The 17,047-nt window shown below is 63.0% G+C and carries 19 protein-coding genes; 14 read left to right on the top strand and 5 right to left on the bottom strand.

The features are described 5' to 3' along the window. Window positions 1-115 precede the first annotated feature (115 nt). Window positions 116-1,387, top strand: a complete 1,272-nt coding sequence (locus M3465_RS04865) for a PP2C family protein-serine/threonine phosphatase (RefSeq protein ID WP_249500573.1) — start codon at window positions 116-118, stop codon at window positions 1,385-1,387. On the opposite strand, the gene M3465_RS04860 is transcribed toward M3465_RS04865, so the two are convergent. Further along, a complete protein-coding gene (locus M3465_RS04860; RefSeq protein ID WP_249500572.1) occupies window positions 1,355-1,816 on the bottom strand; it encodes an NUDIX domain-containing protein in 462 nt (153 codons plus the stop codon). The two genes, M3465_RS04865 and M3465_RS04860, sit on opposite strands and share 33 nt — an antisense overlap. A gap of 78 nt (window positions 1,817-1,894) precedes the next feature. Between M3465_RS04860 and hslO the strand changes: the two genes are divergently transcribed. The 8 genes from hslO to M3465_RS04820 all read left to right on the top strand — a co-directional run bounded on the left by hslO (window position 1,895) and on the right by M3465_RS04820 (window position 10,978). Continuing rightward, window positions 1,895-2,884 carry an Hsp33 family molecular chaperone HslO gene (hslO, locus tag M3465_RS04855; RefSeq protein ID WP_249500571.1) on the top strand — a complete coding sequence of 330 codons (990 nt, stop codon included), beginning with the start codon at window positions 1,895-1,897 and terminating at the stop codon, window positions 2,882-2,884. Continuing rightward, the gene (locus M3465_RS04850) at window positions 2,877-3,473 is read left to right on the top strand and encodes a CoA pyrophosphatase (RefSeq protein WP_249500570.1); all 597 of its coding nucleotides are present in this window, start codon (window positions 2,877-2,879) and stop codon (window positions 3,471-3,473) included. The genes hslO and M3465_RS04850 overlap by 8 nt, the downstream gene beginning before the upstream one ends. After that, entirely contained in the window at window positions 3,470-4,615 is a 1,146-nt protein-coding gene (locus M3465_RS04845; protein WP_249500569.1) for a CCA tRNA nucleotidyltransferase, read from the top strand. The genes M3465_RS04850 and M3465_RS04845 overlap by 4 nt, the downstream gene beginning before the upstream one ends. A 75-nt stretch (window positions 4,616-4,690) precedes the next feature. Next, window positions 4,691-6,553 carry an ABC transporter ATP-binding protein gene (locus M3465_RS04840; protein WP_249500568.1) on the top strand — a complete coding sequence of 621 codons (1,863 nt, stop codon included), beginning with the start codon at window positions 4,691-4,693 and terminating at the stop codon, window positions 6,551-6,553. Then, window positions 6,550-8,379 carry an ABC transporter ATP-binding protein gene (locus M3465_RS04835; protein WP_249500567.1) on the top strand — a complete coding sequence of 610 codons (1,830 nt, stop codon included), beginning with the start codon at window positions 6,550-6,552 and terminating at the stop codon, window positions 8,377-8,379. The genes M3465_RS04840 and M3465_RS04835 overlap by 4 nt, the downstream gene beginning before the upstream one ends. Window positions 8,380-8,418: 39 nt before the next feature. Continuing rightward, the gene (locus tag M3465_RS04830) at window positions 8,419-9,639 is read left to right on the top strand and encodes a class I SAM-dependent RNA methyltransferase (protein ID WP_249500566.1); all 1,221 of its coding nucleotides are present in this window, start codon (window positions 8,419-8,421) and stop codon (window positions 9,637-9,639) included. Between the two features lie 35 nt (window positions 9,640-9,674). Further along, entirely contained in the window at window positions 9,675-10,415 is a 741-nt protein-coding gene (locus M3465_RS04825; RefSeq protein ID WP_249500565.1) for an ion transporter, read from the top strand. A 74-nt stretch (window positions 10,416-10,489) separates the two neighbouring features. Further along, window positions 10,490-10,978: a L,D-transpeptidase family protein gene (locus tag M3465_RS04820; RefSeq protein ID WP_249500564.1), complete on the top strand. Its 489-nt coding sequence runs from the start codon at window positions 10,490-10,492 to the stop codon at window positions 10,976-10,978. A gap of 57 nt (window positions 10,979-11,035) precedes the next feature. On the opposite strand, the gene dalA is transcribed toward M3465_RS04820, so the two are convergent. After that, entirely contained in the window at window positions 11,036-11,590 is a 555-nt protein-coding gene (dalA, locus tag M3465_RS04815) for a divisome-associated lipoprotein DalA (RefSeq protein WP_249500563.1), read from the bottom strand. A 173-nt stretch (window positions 11,591-11,763) separates the two neighbouring features. Between dalA and M3465_RS04810 the strand changes: the two genes are divergently transcribed. Then, complete coding sequence (locus tag M3465_RS04810) at window positions 11,764-12,363, top strand: L,D-transpeptidase (protein ID WP_249500562.1); 600 nt, start codon at window positions 11,764-11,766, stop codon at window positions 12,361-12,363. A gap of 148 nt (window positions 12,364-12,511) precedes the next feature. Continuing rightward, the gene (locus tag M3465_RS04805) at window positions 12,512-12,703 is read left to right on the top strand and encodes a ferrochelatase (protein ID WP_249500561.1); all 192 of its coding nucleotides are present in this window, start codon (window positions 12,512-12,514) and stop codon (window positions 12,701-12,703) included. Between the two features lie 69 nt (window positions 12,704-12,772). Here the strand turns inward: M3465_RS04805 and hemH are convergent, their stop codons facing one another. Further along, a complete protein-coding gene (gene hemH / locus M3465_RS04800; RefSeq protein WP_249500560.1) occupies window positions 12,773-13,834 on the bottom strand; it encodes a ferrochelatase in 1,062 nt (353 codons plus the stop codon). A 55-nt stretch (window positions 13,835-13,889) separates the two neighbouring features. Beyond that, window positions 13,890-14,711, bottom strand: coding sequence for a methyltransferase domain-containing protein (locus tag M3465_RS04795; protein WP_249500559.1), 822 nt, complete (start codon window positions 14,709-14,711; stop codon window positions 13,890-13,892). A gap of 14 nt (window positions 14,712-14,725) precedes the next feature. Between M3465_RS04795 and M3465_RS04790 the strand changes: the two genes are divergently transcribed. From M3465_RS04790 to M3465_RS04780, 3 genes are all read left to right on the top strand, one after another. Beyond that, window positions 14,726-15,454: a ComF family protein gene (locus M3465_RS04790; protein WP_249500558.1), complete on the top strand. Its 729-nt coding sequence runs from the start codon at window positions 14,726-14,728 to the stop codon at window positions 15,452-15,454. 30 nt (window positions 15,455-15,484) lie between these two features. Continuing rightward, window positions 15,485-15,742: a glutaredoxin 3 gene (gene grxC / locus M3465_RS04785; protein ID WP_249500557.1), complete on the top strand. Its 258-nt coding sequence runs from the start codon at window positions 15,485-15,487 to the stop codon at window positions 15,740-15,742. 75 nt (window positions 15,743-15,817) lie between these two features. Continuing rightward, entirely contained in the window at window positions 15,818-16,264 is a 447-nt protein-coding gene (locus M3465_RS04780; RefSeq protein ID WP_249500556.1) for a MarR family winged helix-turn-helix transcriptional regulator, read from the top strand. On the opposite strand, the gene ubiG is transcribed toward M3465_RS04780, so the two are convergent. Further along, the gene (gene ubiG / locus M3465_RS04775; RefSeq protein ID WP_249500555.1) at window positions 16,261-17,004 is read right to left on the bottom strand and encodes a bifunctional 2-polyprenyl-6-hydroxyphenol methylase/3-demethylubiquinol 3-O-methyltransferase UbiG; all 744 of its coding nucleotides are present in this window, start codon (window positions 17,002-17,004) and stop codon (window positions 16,261-16,263) included. The genes M3465_RS04780 and ubiG overlap by 4 nt on opposite strands. Between the last annotated feature and the right edge of the window lie 43 nt (window positions 17,005-17,047).

Below are 17,047 nucleotides of genomic sequence, written 5' to 3'. Positions count from 1 at the left end.
AAGAGGTAAAGAAAGGGTCTTCGACGCCGGTAAACCACCTTCAATTTTAAGCTTCACCTTCGGTTAAGACTTGGCGCTTAGGCAGGATGCGGGGGCCAATGTAGGGGTTGGTGACATGGGTATGGTGCAAGGCGCTGCGATGGCGCTTCCGCATGTGGAGGGCGATTGCCTGCGCCGCGTTCTGGTGGTTGACGATAGCGCCGCACAGCGGCGGATTCTGGGCCTGATGCTCAGGCGCTGGGGGTTCGAGGTGGCCGAGGCGGAGGATGCGCAAGCCGGTCTGGCGCTTTGCGAGACGTTCCGGCCCGATCTCGTGATATCGGACTGGATGATGCCGGGCATGACCGGCGTTGAATTCTGCACCGCCTTTCGTCGCATGGAGCGCGACAGCTACGGCTATTTCATCCTCCTGACATCGAAAAGCGAGAAGGCGGCGGTGGCCTCGGGCCTCGAATCGGGGGCCGACGATTTCCTGACCAAACCGGTCAGCGGCGCGGAGCTTCGCGCCCGTATCACCGCTGGCGCACGCATCCTGTCGATGGAGCGTCAGCTGAAGGCCAAGAGCGATATGATCGCTGCGACACTGTCCGAACTACAGGCGATTCACGCCTGTATCGACAAGGACTTGAAACGCGCGCGGGTTTTGCAACATTCGCTGATGCCGGTGCGGTCGGTGACATATGGCAAGAGCCGGGTGAGCGTGATGCTCAAATCCTGCGGCCACGTGGGCGGCGATCTGGCTGGAATGTTCGGCATCGATTCGGGCGATTTCGGTCTGTTCAGTCTCGATGTATCGGGCCACGGTATCACGTCGGCGATGATAACGGCGCGCGTCGCCGGTGCGCTCGGCTCGAAATTTCCGGACGAGAATCTCGCGCTTTGCCCGGACGGGCGGGATTTCGGGTTCCTGCCGCCGCAATGCGTTGCGCGGCGGCTGAATGAACGAATCGTTGGCCAGAAGGGCGTCACCGAATATCTCACGATGGCCTATCTGCAGGTCGCCGCCGGGTCCGGCCGGGCGAGCCTCGTTCAGGCCGGGCATCCCCCACCGCTGCTGCTGCGCCGGACGGGGGAAGTGGAGTTCATCGGCGATGGCGGGCTTCCCATCGGGCTGATCGCGGGGGCGACCTATGAGGATCACATGCTTCAGCTTTATCCGGGCGACAGGATGCTGCTTTACACTGATGGTTTCACCGAAGCGCGTCTGGCCGATGGCACGATGCTGGAGGAGGAGGGGTTGCGTGAGTTGGTGCTGTCCATATCCGACGGATACTCGGGACCGGAGTTCCTTGATCGCCTATACGAGGAATTGAAGGCACGCGCGCCCGAGGGGCGTGATTTCGACGACGATATCTCAGCCGCGTTTCTGGAATATGGCGGCCTGTGAGCCATGACGCCGCAGAAAATCGCGGTCGCCGGAATTGGAAAGCCAGCGCAGCGCGTCGCGCTGGGGAAGCCAGAGCGCGGTATGATCCGGCTCTGACGGTGGGCCGCGCCGAAGGATGGGCCGTGCCATGTAGATCAGGCAGAGTTTTTCGGCCCAGATGTCGTATTCCGGCATAAAGGTGAAGCGCCGATAGGCACCGAGCCGGCGTGGCTCGGCAATGGTCCAGCCGGTTTCCTCGCGCACTTCGCGCGCCAGCGCCTGAACCGGGGATTCGCCCGGATCGATGCCGCCGCCCGGCAGTTGATATTCGCGCTCCTGCCCGTCCTGACGCGTGATCAGAACACCGCGCGGGCCCGGCAGGATGGCATAGGCGCCCATGCGGAACCGATAGCGCCGACCGCGTTCGGGTGGATCGTCGAACCTGCGCATCGTGCCAATTCCCCTTGCCCCCTTGGACCGCGCCTGCCGCCGCATATATAGTCGCCAACGCGTTTTGAAGGGATTTCCATGACTTTTGGTTCGAAAATCGTTTGGGACGATACCGTCCTGCCGTTTCAGCTTGATCGCTCGGACATTCGCGGCCGCGTCGCGCGGCTCGACGGTGTGCTCAGCGGTATTCTCAAGCAGCACGATTATCCCCCGGCGGTCGAGGCGCTGGTGGCGGAGATGGCGCTGCTGACGGCTCTGATCGGGCAGACGATCAAGCTGCGCTGGAAGTTGTCGCTGCAGGTGCAATCGAAGGGCGCGGTGCGGATGATCGCGACCGATTTCTACGCCCCTGAGAATGAGGGCGAGCCGGCGCGAATCCGGGCCTATGCCAGTTTCGACAGGGACAAGATCACCGATGGCCCCGCGATGGAGCAGATCGGCAAAGGGTATTTCGCCGTTCTGCTGGACCAGGGCGCCGGCATGGAGCCTTACAAAGGAATCACCGGCCTGTCCGGTCCGACGCTTGCACATTGCGCGGAGGCATATTTCGCGCAATCCGAGCAGTTACCGACCAAGTTCGCGCTCAGTTTCGGCCAATCGACCGAACCGGGCGTTGCGAGCCATTGGCGCGCGGGCGGGATCATGATCCAGCACATGCCCAAGGCGTCCCCCGGCGTGGCGCGGGATGCTTCGGGCGAGGGTGGTTTGTTGATGCCGGAGGATATCCTCGACGGTGAAGAGGGCGAGAACTGGAACCGCGCTAACCATCTGCTCGCGACGGTCGAGGATATGGAGCTGGTCGGCCCGTCGCTACCTCCGACGGACCTTTTGGTGCGGCTGTTTCACGAGGAACAGCCGCGCGTCTTCGATGCGCAGACGATCCGTTTCGGCTGCACGTGCTCGGAAGAGCGGGTCAGGCAGAGCCTGTCGATCTATTCTGCGCGGGATATCGAAAAGATGACGACCGAGGATGGCCGCGTCACCGCCGATTGCCAGTTCTGCGGCGCGCATTACGATCTCGATCCCGACACGCTCGGGTTCGAGGCCAAAGAGGTGCCGGGTGAATGATCGCGCCCGGCTGATCGCGGCGGTTCGGCGCGAGGCCGACGCATCGTCCGATTTCGATCTCAACCCGGATACCGTTCTGCCGGAGGGCCGCAAGCTTCGGCAGGCAGGCGTTCTCGTTCCGGTGATGCCCGGCGCGGGCGGGGCCGATGTTCTGCTGACGATCCGTTCGACGCGGCTCAAGCATCATCCGGGGCAGATCTCCTTTCCGGGCGGCAAGCGGGAAGAGTCGGACGCCGATTCCATCGATGCGGCGCTCAGGGAGGCACAGGAAGAGGTCGGGCTTGCGCCGGAACATGTCGAGATCCTCGGCACGCTTCCCTCGCACGAAACGGTGACAGGGTTCGTCGTCACGCCGGTGATCGGATGGATCGACAGGCCGTTTACAATTCGGCCTGAACCCGGCGAGGTGGCGGAAGTGTTCCGCGTGCCGCTTCATCGCGTGACCGACAAGGCCCGGTTTTCCGTGCAGTCGCGGCGCTGGCGCGGATCGCGGAGGCATTATTACACCGTTCCTTTCGGCCCCTATTACATCTGGGGCGCGACCGCGCGTATCCTGCGCGGGCTGGCCGAGCAGCTGGAGGCAGTATGAAGGTTTCGGGCGCATGGTTGGACGCACCAGAGACGCAAGCGGTGTTCGCGGCTCTGGGCGCGGGCGGGCACCAGTCCTTCGCGGTGGGCGGCTGCGTGCGCAATGCGCTGATGGGGGTGCCGGTAAAGGATGTGGATATCGCCACCGACGCGCGCCCCGATCAGGTTCAGGCGCTGGCCGAAGCGGCCGGGTTGAAACCCGTGCCGACAGGGATCGAACATGGCACGATCACGGTCGTGTCGGACGGCATGGGCTACGAGGTGACGACCTTTCGTGCCGATGTCGAGACCGATGGCCGGCACGCCTTGGTGCGATTTTCGAACGATCTGAAAGAGGATGCCGCGCGGCGCGATTTTACGATGAACGCGCTTTATGCCGATGCGCAGGGCCGTGTGATCGATCCGCTGGGCGGTTTGCCGGATCTCAAAGCGCGGAGGGTGCGGTTCATAGGCGACGCGACCGCGCGGATTGCGGAGGATTACCTGCGTATCCTGCGCTTTTTTCGCTTTTCGGCCTGGTATGGCGATCCGGCGCAAGGCTTCGACCCGGAGGCACTGGCGTCGATTGCCGGCGGTCTCGATGGCTTGGCCGGATTGTCCCGCGAAAGGGTCGGCGCTGAAATCGTCAAGCTGCTGCAAGCGGCCGATCCCGCGCCGTCTGTTGCCACGATGGCGCAAACCGGCGTCTTGAACGCGGTGCTTCCAGGTGCGGACCCGCGCGCGCTGGCGGCGCTTGTGCATCTGGAGCAAAACCTTTCCATCACACCAGACGCGCTGCGTCGGCTGGCGTGCCTGGGTGCGTTCGATGGCACCGCGCTGCGCCTGCCGAAGCGCGATCAGAGACGACTTGCCCTTTATCAGAGACTGATCTCCTCCGCCGAGAGTGCTGCGGAACTGGGCTACAGGCATGGCGCGGATGTGGCGCGCGATGCGCTTTTGCTGCGTGCGGTCTTGTTCGAAACGCCGTTGGACGCGGAAGCCATGGATGCCGCAGAGGCCGGCGCGACGGCGCGGTGTCCGGTCAAGCCTGCCGATCTGATGCCGGACTATTCCGGCGCCGCGCTGGGCGAGAAGCTGCGCGAGATCGAGGCGCGCTGGATCGCATCGGGCTTTGCGCTGGATAAGGCCGATCTTCTGAACTGATCCATTGGCCTTTTGTCCGGCGCATCGCTATTGTCTGGCGGTTCTTGTCATGCGCGGTGGAAAGGAGGCTGCCCGGTGTTTCGCTTTTTCGAAAACTTGGTGAATCCCTACGCGACCTATGACGCGAAGGATACGCCGCCGGACCGGTTGCTGCCCTTCATGCTGGACTATGCGCAGCCGTTCAAACGGGTCTTCGCGCTCGCTGCGGTGATGTCGGTGATCGTGGCCGGGATCGAGATCCTGCTGATCTGGGCGATGGGATGGGTGGTCGATATCCTCGATGGGGAGCCGGCGGAGGTCTGGCAGGATTACGGTGTCTGGCTGATCGCGCTGGCCGCGTTCATCCTTGTGGTCCGCCCGGCGTTGCAGGCGATCGATGTGCTGCTGCTGAACAACACGATCCTGCCGAATTTCGGCACACTGATCCGCTGGCGCGCGCATAAGCATGTGCTTCGGCAATCGGTCGGCTGGTTCGAGAACGATTTTGCCGGCCGCATCGCAAATCGCATCATGCAGACGCCCCCCGCCGCCGGGGAGGCGGTGTTTCAGGTGTTCGATGCGATCACCTTTTCGATTGCCTATGTCGTGGGCGCGTTGGTCCTGCTCGGGCAGGCCGATGCGCGGCTGGCGTTGCCGATGCTTGTCTGGCTGGTGCTATACGGCGCGCTGGTGCGTTGGACGGTGAAGCGCGTCGGGCCGGCCTCGCAAGCGGCGTCGGACGCGCGGTCCGAGGTGACGGGGCGGGTGGTTGACAGCTATACCAACATCCATTCCGTCAAAATGTTCGCGCATGATGCGCAGGAAATCGACTATGCCAAAAGCGCGATAGAACGTGCGCGGCAGACGTTCCAATACGAGATGCGACTCTTCACGATCATGGATGTCGTTCTGGTGATACTGAACGGGTTTCTGATCGTGTCCGTCGTGGGCTGGGCGCTCTGGCTCTGGATGCAGGGGCAGGCCAGCGTCGGTGTGGTGGCGGCGGCGATCGCGCTGACGCTCAGGCTCAATTCGATGACCGGGTGGATCATGTGGTCTCTGACCTCGTTTTTCCGCCAGCTTGGCGTGGTGGCCGAGGGAATGCAGACCATCGCGCAGCCGATCACGCTGACGGATACGACCGGCGCGCCAGCACTCAGCCTTGGCGAGGGCCGGATCGAGATCGAGGCGCTGACGCATCATTACGGGCGTGGATCGGGCGGGCTGAACCGGATCGATCTGAGTATCGCGCCGGGCGAGAAGGTGGGCCTTGTCGGGCGGTCGGGGGCCGGGAAATCGACCCTCGTGAAGCTGCTGCTTCGGTTCTACGATGCCGAACAGGGTCGCATCCTGATCGATGGGCAGGATATCCGCCACGTCAGACAGGACAGTTTGCGGCAAGCCATCGGCATGGTGCAGCAGGACAGCGCGCTGCTGCATCGCTCTGTGCGGGACAATATCCGCTACGGGCGCGCCGATGCGACGGAGGCCGAAATCATCGCCGCCGCCAAACAGGCGCAGGCCCATGAGTTTATCTGCGATCTGACCGATCCCGAGGGGCGCACCGGCTATGACGCGCAGGTCGGTGAGCGGGGCATCAAGCTGTCGGGCGGGCAACGGCAAAGGGTGACGCTGGCGCGGGTGATCCTGAAGGATGCGCCGATCCTGCTTCTGGACGAGGCGACAAGCGCGCTCGATTCCGAGGTGGAAGCGGCCATTCAGGATACGCTCTACGGCATGATGGAAGGCAAGACGGTGATCGCGATTGCGCATCGGCTCTCCACCATCGCGCATATGGACCGGATTTTGGTCATGGATCAGGGGCGCATCGTCGAGGATGGCAGCCATGACGCGCTTTTGGGGAAAGGCGGGCTATATGCGCAGTTCTGGGCCCGCCAATCCGGCGGGTTCATCGCGATAGAGCCCGACACAGAGACAGATACCGAGGCAGCAGAGTGAAACGGTTTTTCATTGATCCTTTCGCGCCGGCCGGCGGGCCGCCGCCCAAGACGCTCGGTGCGTTCTTCGGCTGGGCGCTGCGCGGCGCATGGCCGGTGCTGAGCTTTGCCGGCGTGCTGTCGATCATCGGCGGCGTGGCCGAGGTCGCAGCGGCGATCCTGCTCGGACGGGTGATCGATGCGGCGCTGGCATCGGGGGCGGACTCGGTGTTCGCCGAAGGGTCGGGGCTGCTCATCGGCTCGCTTGTGTTCTTCATCCTGTTACGCCCTACGATCTTTGGGCTGAGCGCCTATGCACAGACGGTGCTGATGCAGCCCAATATCCTCAACCTCGTGCTGTCGCGGATTCATCGCTACACGCTGGGTCAGTCGGTGACCTTCTTCGACGACGATTTCGCCGGGCGTATCGCGCAGAAAGAGATGCAGACGGCAAGGGCGCTCAACGATTGCGTGGTCGAAATCGTGCATACGGTGCTCTTTGCGCTGGCATCGGTCGTTGGGGCGATCCTTCTGCTCGGCACGGTGGATGTGCGTATCGCGGCGGGGCTGCTCATCTGGATGATCGGCTACGGGTTCCTGATCCGGTTCTTCATGCCGCGGATTCGCAAACGCTCCAAGGCGCGGGCCTCGGCGCGGGCGATGGTGACGGGGCAGGTCGTCGATACGGTGACCAATATCAAGACGGTCAAACTTTTCGCGCATCAGGGCCACGAGGACCGCGCCGCGCTGGGCGCGATGGGGGAATATCGCGAGCGGTATCTGGAGTTCGGGCGCGTTTCGGTCGCCTTCCGGTTCTGGCTGATGACGCTTGCCGGGATGCTGCCGGTGCTGCTTGTGGGCGGCGCGCTTTGGTATTGGTCGCGCGGGCTGATTTCGGCCGGGGATATCGCGGCGACCGGGGCGGTCAGCCTGCGGCTGGCGCAGATGACCGGGTGGGTCAGTTTCACGCTGATGGGCCTTTATGCCAATATCGGCGAGGTCGAGGACGGGATGCGCACGCTATCGCCGCCGCATCTGCTGACAGATGCGCCGGGTGCGCCCGATCTCGAGGTCACGCAAGGCGAGGTGCGCTTCGATGCGGTCAACTTTGCCTATGGGCGGCGCAGTGGCGGGATCGAGGATATCTCGCTGACCATTCATCCGGGCGAGAAGCTGGCCATCGTCGGCGCGTCCGGTGCCGGTAAATCGACCTTGGTGGCGTTGCTGCTTCGGCTCTACGACACCGAGGGCGGCAGGATCCTGATCGATGGGCAGGGGGTGGACTCCGTCACGCAGGAAAGCCTGCGGCGGCAGATCGGCATGGTCACGCAGGAAACCGCGATGTTCAACCGCTCGGCGCGCGACAATATCCGCTATGGCAGCCCCGACGCGACCGAGGACGAAGTGATCGCCGCTGCGAAGAAGGCCGAAGCGCATGAGTTTATCCAAGGGCTGGAAGATCATCGCGGGCGCACCGGCTATGACGCCCATCTGGGCGAGCGCGGCGTCAAGCTTTCGGGCGGCCAGCGGCAACGGATCGCGCTGGCGCGGGCGATCCTGAAGGACGCGCCGATCCTCGTTCTGGATGAGGCGACGAGCGCGCTCGATTCCGAGGTGGAAGCCTCCATCCAGACGGCGCTGGAGCATGTGATGGAGGGCAAGACCGTGCTGGCCATCGCGCACCGGCTTTCCACCATCGCCAATATGGACCGGATCGTCGTGATGGATCAGGGCCATATCGCCGAGATCGGCACACATGACGAATTGATCGCGATGGGCGGGCTCTATGCACGCTATTGGAGCCGTCAATCGGGCGGTTTCCTCGATCTGCGCGATGCGGCCGAATAAGGCTCGACGGGCCAGCGTGGGTGGGGCAAAAGCCGGCGCATGACGGAATTGACGATCGAACGGCTTGGTCATCTTGGCGACGGGATCGCGGAAGGGCCGGTTTACGTCCCCGGCGCGTTGCCGGGCGAGCGCGTGACCGGAACGCGTGAGGGCGATGTGCTGCGCGATATGCGTATCCTCACACCCTCCGCCGACCGGGTGGCGCCGCCTTGCCCCCATGCACGCGCTTGCGGTGGCTGCCAGTTGCAGCATGCGGCAGACGGTTTCGTTGCCGAATGGAAGCGCGACGCGGTGCGGCAGGCGCTGGCGCAGCAGGGGATTGCGGCTGATCCCGACCTGCCCATCACCTCGCCACCCCGCTCAAGACGCCGCGCCGCGTTTTCGGTGCGCCGCACCAAGAAAGGCGCGCTGGCGGGATTTCACATGAAAGCGTCGGACGTGATCATTGCGGTTCCGAATTGCATCCTCGTGCATCCCGAGCTGGTCGCCGCCTTGCCGATGGTCGAGGCGCTGGGCGTGGCCGGGGCGTCGCGCAAGGGCGAATTGTCGGTTCTCGTCACGCTGACAGAGACCGGGCTCGATGTTGCGGTGCAGGGGGGCAAGCCGCTCGATACCACGCTGCACCAATCGCTGGCCGAAATTGCGCGTGCGCATGATCTTGCCCGGATCGCTTGGGACGGGGAGATCGCGCTGCAGCGCCGTGCACCTGTGCTGCGGCTCGGCCGGGCCGAGGTGACACTGCCGCCCGGTGCGTTCCTGCAGGCCACCAGGGAAGGCGAGACCGCGTTGGTGGACGCCGTGAAACAGGCTCTAACCGGGGCGAAACGCGTCGTGGACCTCTTCGCCGGGTGCGGGACATTCGCCCTGCCCCTGACCGAGAGCGCGCCGGTTCATGCGGTCGAAGGGGATCGCGCGATGATGCGCGCACTCGATCATGCGTGGCGCAACACCGAAGGGCTGAAGCGCATCACCCACGAGGCGCGCGATCTCTTCCGCGATCCGCTCTTGCCGGAGGAGCTTTCCCGCTTCGATGCCGTCGTGATAGACCCCCCGCGTGCCGGTGCGGCGGCGCAGGTCGCGCAAGTGGCAAAGGCCGCCGTGCCGCGGATCGCGCATGTGTCCTGCAATCCGGCGACATTCGCGCGCGATACCGCGACGCTGATCGCGGCGGGATACGATCTGGAATGGGTCAGGGTGGTTGACCAGTTTCGCTGGTCCACCCATGTGGAACTGGTGGCGCTTCTGCGCCGCAGGTCATGAGAGGGAGGTCGATGCAAGAAAAGGTTGCAGCGTTCATGGCGCAGCCATGGGTGACGAATTTCATCATCGGTGTGATCGTGTTCAACGCGATCCTGCTCGGGATGGAGACATCGGACAGGATCATGGCCGTCGCGGGGCCGCTGATCCTCGCGCTGGATGCCGCCTGTTTGGCGATCTTCGTGATCGAGATCGTTCTGAAAATCTATGCGCACGGGTTTCGGTTCTTTCGAAGCGGATGGAACCTTTTCGATTTCGTCATCGTCGGCATCGCGCTCGTGCCGGCGACACAGGGCTTTTCGGTGCTGCGCGCGCTGCGCATCCTGCGAATCCTGCGCGTGGTGTCGGCCACACCGCGCCTGCGGCGCGTCGTCGAAGGCTTCGTCACCGCGCTTCCCGGCATGGGCAGTGTATTCCTGCTGATGGCGTTGATCTTCTATATCGGCGCGGTGATGGCGACCAAGATCTTCGGCGATGCGTTCCCGCAATGGTTCGGCGATCTGGGAAGCTCGGCCTATTCGCTATTCCAGATCATGACGCTGGAATCCTGGTCGATGGGCATCGTCCGCCCGGTGATGGATGTCTACCCCTATGCCTGGGCGTTCTTCGTGCCGTTTATCATGGTCACGACCTTCGCGGTGGTGAACCTGCTGGTCGGCCTGATCGTCAATTCAATGCAGGACGCCCATGCCGAGGAATCGAACGAGAGAACGGACGCCTATCGTGACGAGGTGTTGCACCGGCTGGAGGCCATAGAAAAACGGCTCGGAGAGCGGTGAGCTTTTCATTTCCTTTCGCAATCGCCACGGTTTTGGTGTAGCCTGCCAAAAAAACCAAGAGCGGTGTGGCAGGCATGTTTCGGCTGATTTTATTATTGACCGTGGCCCTCGGGCTATCGGGCTGTGCGAGCAAGTTTCAGACCTATGACGGGCCAGAAGTGACCCGTGTGATCGTCAACAAGGGCATGCGGCGAATGTATTTGCTGCATCACAATCAGGTGCTTGAAAGCTATGACGTGGGCCTTGGCTTCGCGCCCGAGGGGCACAAGCAGATCGAGGGCGATGGCAAAACGCCGGAAGGCGAGTATCTGATCGACAAGCGCAATCCGAACAGCAAGTTCTATCTGTCGATCGGCATCGATTATCCCCGCCCGCGCGATATCGAGATTGCCAGCACGATGGGCAAATCGCCCGGCGGCGATATCTTCATTCATGGAAGGCCGTGGAAATATCGCAAGGGTGGCCAGGACTGGACGGCCGGATGTATCGCCGTGACCAATCGGCAGATGCGCGAGATCTATGCGATGGTCCGCGACGGAACGCCGATCACGATCACGCCGTGACAGGGCGGGTGAGGCGGTGACGCCTCATCCCGTATGTGTTCGTGTGAAGTTGGCGCTTCAGGCGGGGGCGTTGACGGGGATGAAGCCCGATTCGCCCGGCGCGCCAAGCACGAGATTCCACCAGATCTTGCCGTTGGATTCCTGATACCAGGAAAAGCCCATGTCCCGCGCCGTCGGATCGAGAATGACCGTCCGCGTGTTTGGCGCATCCATCCACGCACCGAGCGTTTCAAGCTCTGTCTCGTAGGTTTCGGAGATCGCCTCCCCGACGAGGCGCCCGTCATATCCGGCCCGCTGGATGCGGGTGATCGGCGATGAGCCGTCGGAGCCGAAATGCCACGGGCGGTTCTGGGCGCTCATATCGCGTGCATGGGTCGCGGCGGCGGCGGTAAGGCGCGAGTTGAGCTCAAGCGGGGCGACGCCCTTTGCCTGACGCAACGCATTGATCGCATCGAGCATGCGAAACTGGATCTGCGCCTTGTCACCGGGGCCGATACGGTAGAGTTTCGGCAGCGGCTTGCCATCCGGGCCCAGCGTTGTCGGCGGCGGAGCGCCGGCACATGCCGTCAAAGCCAGTGCAGCCGCACCCAGCAAAAATGTCGAACGCTTCATCATAGCCACCCGAATTGTTCATGCCCCCCGGCTTAGCCCTCCAGACAGAGGGGCGCAAACACACAAAGCCGCGATTTGCCGATCTCTCATTCCTTTGAATTGCGACTGCGGCATTCAAGTCATATATAGATCTCTGGTTGAGACCACTGATTGGTTAAGAAGAGGGCTAAGACATGGCGAAAACACCGCGATTTCCCGTAAACCGCCGGGCGTTCCTGGCCGGGTCTGCCGCGCTTCTCGCAACGCCGGCGATGGCGCAGAACGTCAATAGTGCGGCCACGGTCGAGATGGAGCGCGATCTGTCGCAATCGGTGCGGCGTAACATCTCCAGCTTCCGCACGCTCGATTGGCGGCCGTATTTCAGCGATCTGAACAACGGCGCGATCCTGGTGGACATCGATTCGCGCGCCCTTCATTTCTGGGCCGAGAACGGAAATTACCGGCTTTACCCGTCCTCCGTTCCTTTGACCGAAGACCTGACGCGGCGCGGACGCACGCGCGTGACCTTCAAGGATCCCGCGCCCGACTGGCGACCAACCCCCGCGATGAAGAAGCGCGACCCCGATTGGCCGGACTATGTGCCGCCGGGGCCGGACAACCCGCTCGGCACGCGCGCGCTGCACCTGAGCTGGACCTATTACCGCATCCACGGCACGCATGATACGCGCAAGATCGGGCGGCGGTCCTCGAACGGATGCATCGGGCTTTACAACGAGCACATCGAAGAGCTTTACGCGCTCGCCAAGGTCGGCACGCAGGTGTTGCTAATTTGACGACACGGCAACCACGCTGAAAAGTCCAGCGATAAGATGGGTTTGCTTTTGCGCGGATAAGCTGGTTAGAACGGGTTACGAGGTAAGTCTTGGGTGCTGGTCGTGTGATGCTGTGTGCGCACCGATTGGCGAATATCTGGAGGTTAACATGAAAAAACTCGTACTCGCCGCTGCGTTTGCCGGTGCTGCTTCGACAGCAATGGCTGGTTCCTACGCAAAAGACGACGTGGTCATGGAGCCCGTGGTTGTTGTTGAAGAAGCACAAGCCACGTCTTCGTCCGCTGGTCTCATCATCCCGCTGATCGTGGTCGCGCTGCTGGCTGCTGCCGCTGCCGACTGATCCATACCGGATGACGGAAACGAAAAAGGCGGTGCATCTGCACCGCCTTTTTTGTGTTTCGGGGGCTCTTTATTCAAGCCAGCCGCGCATATTTTCCTCGATCACTGCGGACAGCGCCTTGATATGCGCATCGTCGTCGTTGAGGCACGGAATATAGGTGAAGGTCTTGCCCCCCGCTTCTTCGAAGCTTTCCTTGATCTCCTCGTTGATCTCTTCCAGCGTTTCAATGCAGTCGGCCGAAAAGGCCGGGGCCGCGACGGCGATGTTCGTTTTGCCCTCGCGGGCAAGATCGGCGACGTGATCGACGGTATAGGGCTTCAGCCATTCCTCGGGGCCGAACACGGACTGGAACGTCGTGGTGATATCGGTATCGTCCCAACCGAGCCGTTCCTTGACGAGCCGCGTCGTCTTTTGGCACTGACAATGGTAGGGATCGCCCTCCATAAGGTAGCGTTTCGGCATCCCATGATATGACATGACAAGGATGTCCGGCCGCTTGTCGAGTGCGCCATAGGCGCGCTCGATCGATTGCGCGAGCGCGTCGATATAGAGCGGATGCTCGAAATAGGGATCGACGGTGCGGACCGTCGGCTGCCACTTTTCTTCCATCAGCGCGCGGAAGAACTGATCGTTCGCGGTGGCCGATGTGGCACCGGCGTAATGCGGATAAAGCGGAAAGAACAGGATCTTTCGGCAGCCCGCATCAACCATTTCGCGCACCTTGGATTTGGTCGAGGGATTGCCGTAGCGCATGCAGAAATCGACCATCACCTGATCGCCGTAGCGTTCCCGCAGGGCGGCCTGCATCTTGGCCGTCTGCGCCTTGGTGATCGTCATGAGAGGGCTTTCGCCGATCTCTTCGTTCCAGATGGATTTATAGGCCGCACCGGAGGCGAAGGGCCTTTTCGACAGGATCACGAGTTGCAGCAGCGGCTGCCATTTCCACGGGCTGTAATCGATCACCCGGCGGTCCGAAAGGAACTCGTTGAGGTAACGGCGCATTGGCCAGTAGGTATAGGCGTCGGGCGTGCCAAGATTGGCGAGCAGGATGCCGACCCGCTCGGCCTTGATCTTCGGGTGATCTTCGGGGGCGTGGGTCGGTCGGTGTTCCGGTGTTGTGGCGTCGAGCATCGGGCCTGCGTCCTTGTTCTTGTTCATCGGCTACCTAAACCCGTGGCGGAGCGGGTCAATCCTTTAGCGGCGTTTCGGTCGCGCCCAGCGCATCGGCAAGGCGTGCGGCGGCGGAGCCGGGGCGAAGCGGTTGCGGTTGGGAGGCATCGGGCGCCCAGCCGGTCAGTGTAATCAGTTCGAACGTCGCCGGAACGCGGCCTCCCGCGTCGCCATAGGCTTCGGCATAAAGCTCTGCCGCGCGCAGAAGGACGCCGCGCCGGGTCGGAGCCCTGAGCCGGGCGGAGAGGGCATTGGCCTCCCCCATCGCGCGCAGGTCGCGCATGAGGTGCAGCGCGCTCGGGTAACTCGCCGTCAACACCGCGCTGTCGGCGACGGGCAACGCCAGACCCGCGCGTTGCAGCAGCGCGCCGAGATCGCGGATCTCCGCCATCGGTGCGACGCGGGGAGACAGCCCGCCGGTGATCTCGATTTCCGCCTGCCCCATCGCCGCGCGCAATTCGTGCAGAGTCTGCCCGCCGAACGACGCCGCGAGCAGCAACCCGTCCGGTATCAGTGCGCGGCGGCATTGGATGAGCTGGCCGACAGGGTCGTTCGCCCAATGCAGCGCCATTGCGTGGATGACGAGATCATGCGCCGCCTCGTCCAGATCGAGCATCTCGGCATCGGGTATGATTTTAGCCGCCGGGAAGGCATCGCGCCACACCTCGGCGAAAGGCGTTACGATCGCCGCATCGCGAAAGGATTTGTTAACCAGACTCAGGCGATCCTCGATGTCGGCCCGCGCTTCCTCGTGCAGGAAAAGCGCCGGCGCGGACGAAGCACGCGCCCGGTGGCGGCTCAGCGCCGCGCGGTCGGTCAAAAGAGGCGTTTCGGACATGAACGGGAAATAGGATGCTGCACACCGGATTGCAAACCGCGTTGCGGCTGGTCTACCCGCCGGGCTGCATCGCCTGCGGCACGATGGTGGAACAGGAGAACGGGCTTTGTGCCGCGTGCTTTCGCGATACGCCCTTCATCACCGGGCTGGTTTGCGATCTGTGCGGTGTGCCGCTGCCGGGTGCGTCGGATGTTGCCGTGCAGTGCGACGCCTGCCTCGCGATGCCGCGACCGTGGGATCAGGGCCGCGCGCCGCTTAGATATGACGGGATCGGGCGCAAACTGGTTTTGGCGCTGAAACATGGCGACCGGCACGAAATCGTCTCCGCCGCCGCCGACTGGATGATCGGCGCGCTTCCTGAACCGCTGGCGGGGAATACGCTCGTCATACCCGTGCCGCTTCATCTGCGGCGGCTGTTGAAGCGCAGGTACAACCAGTCCGCCCTGCTGGCGCAGGCGATGGCGAAGCGGCTCGGGCTGGGCTATTGCCCCGATGCGCTGCAACGGCACCGCCGCACCGAAACGCTCAACGGCAAGAGCCGGGATGCGCGGTTCACGGAAGTTTCCGGCGCGATCCGGGCGAATCCCGCACGGACAGCGCTTTTGCGCGGCCGCCCGGTGCTGCTCGTCGACGATGTGATGACCTCCGGTGCGACGATGGCGGCTTGTGCCGATGCGTGCCGTGCCGCGCAATCGCAAAGGATTTTCGTTTCGGTCATGGCGCGCGTTGCAAAGGAGACCTAAATCTCCGACAAACGCGCAAAGGAAACCGACATGCCGACTATCGAGATTTACACATCCCCGCTTTGCGGATTCTGCCACGCGGCCAAAAGCCTTTTGGACCGCAAGGGCGCCAGCTATACCGAAATCGATGTCTGGGCCAATCCAGGCCGCAAACCCGAAATGGTGCAGCGCGCGAAGGGCAAGACATCCGTTCCGCAGATCTTCATCGGGGAGCGCCATATCGGCGGCTGCGATGAGCTCCACGCGCTGGAGCGTGCGGGCAAGCTCGATCCGCTCTTGAAGGCCTGAACGGATGCGGGCGGGGCGGAGTCGACGCAAATCATCGCGTTCGGCGCAGCGGTGCGAACCGCCGGCGGCCGCCACATGAGCGACAATAGCCCCCTTGCCATCTCGCTCTTCAGCGAGTTGCTGACCGCCGATCAGCTGCTGCGCAATCGCCTGACGCGGGTTCTGCCTGACAGGATGGAAATCTCGCATTTCTCGGTGCTGAACCAGCTTGCCCGCGGTGGTGCGGAGAAAACGCCGGCGCAGCTTGCCAAATCCTTCCACGTCACGCGCGGGGCGATGACGAACACGCTTCGCAAGCTGGAAGTGGCGGGATATGTGCATATCCGGCCAGATTGGGACGACGCGCGCCGCAAGCAGGTATCGATCAGCCCGGCCGGAGCGCGGGCGCGCGATGCGGCGATTGCGGCGATCACCCCGCTCATCACCGAGATGATGGGCGAGCTGGGCGAGGATAAGGTGCGCGCCGCGATCCCCGTTTTGCGGGAATTGCGGGTCAAGCTGGAACCGGACGGTGCCGATTAGGCGGGTTTGGTTGCCGCTGTCACGTAATTGACGCTCAGATCGCGATCCGACAGGCGCCAGGTCCATGTCACCGGGTTGAACTGGAACCCCTTGCGATCCACCGGATCGAGCCCGGCCCTGCGCAGCAGATCGAAAAGCTCGTCCGGCGTGATGAACTTGGACCACTCATGCGTGCCCTTGGGCAGCCAGCGCATGACATATTCGGCCCCGAAGATCGCCATGACATAGCTTTTGGGATTGCGGTTGATAGTCGAACAGATATGCAGCCCGCCGGGTTTCAGAAGCTGCTGACACGCGGTGAGGTAAGCCAACGGATCGGCGACATGCTCGACCACCTCCATGTTGAGCACGGCATCGAACGCTTCGCCCTTTTCGGCCATCGCTTCCGCCGTGGTGTGGCGGTAATCGATCTTTAGCCCCGACTGTTCGGCATGGGTGCGCGCCACGGGAATGTTCCGTTCGGCGGCATCGACGCCGACGACCGTCGCGCCGAGCCGCGCCATCGGTTCGCACAAAAGCCCGCCGCCGCAGCCGATGTCGAGGATGCGCAGCCCCTCGAAGGGGTGCGGCTTGCTCATATCACGCTCGAACTCCGCCGCGATCTGGGTCGTGATGTAATCCAGGCGGCAGGGATTGAGCATGTGGAGAGGCTTGAACTTGCCATCGGGATCCCACCACTCGGCGGCCATCGCTTCGAATTTTGCAATTTCGGAGGGATCGACGGTGCTGGCCCCGGTCATGTAAGTTTCCTCATGGTCTTTTGCGTGTTTCGCGCAATATAGT

Source organism: Marivita sp. GX14005 (genome assembly GCF_023370775.1).
In the GTDB taxonomy this organism is placed as follows: domain Bacteria; phylum Pseudomonadota; class Alphaproteobacteria; order Rhodobacterales; family Rhodobacteraceae; genus Marivita.
Note: the sequence above shows the minus strand (reverse complement) of the source record. Positions and strands in the feature narration are given on the sequence as shown.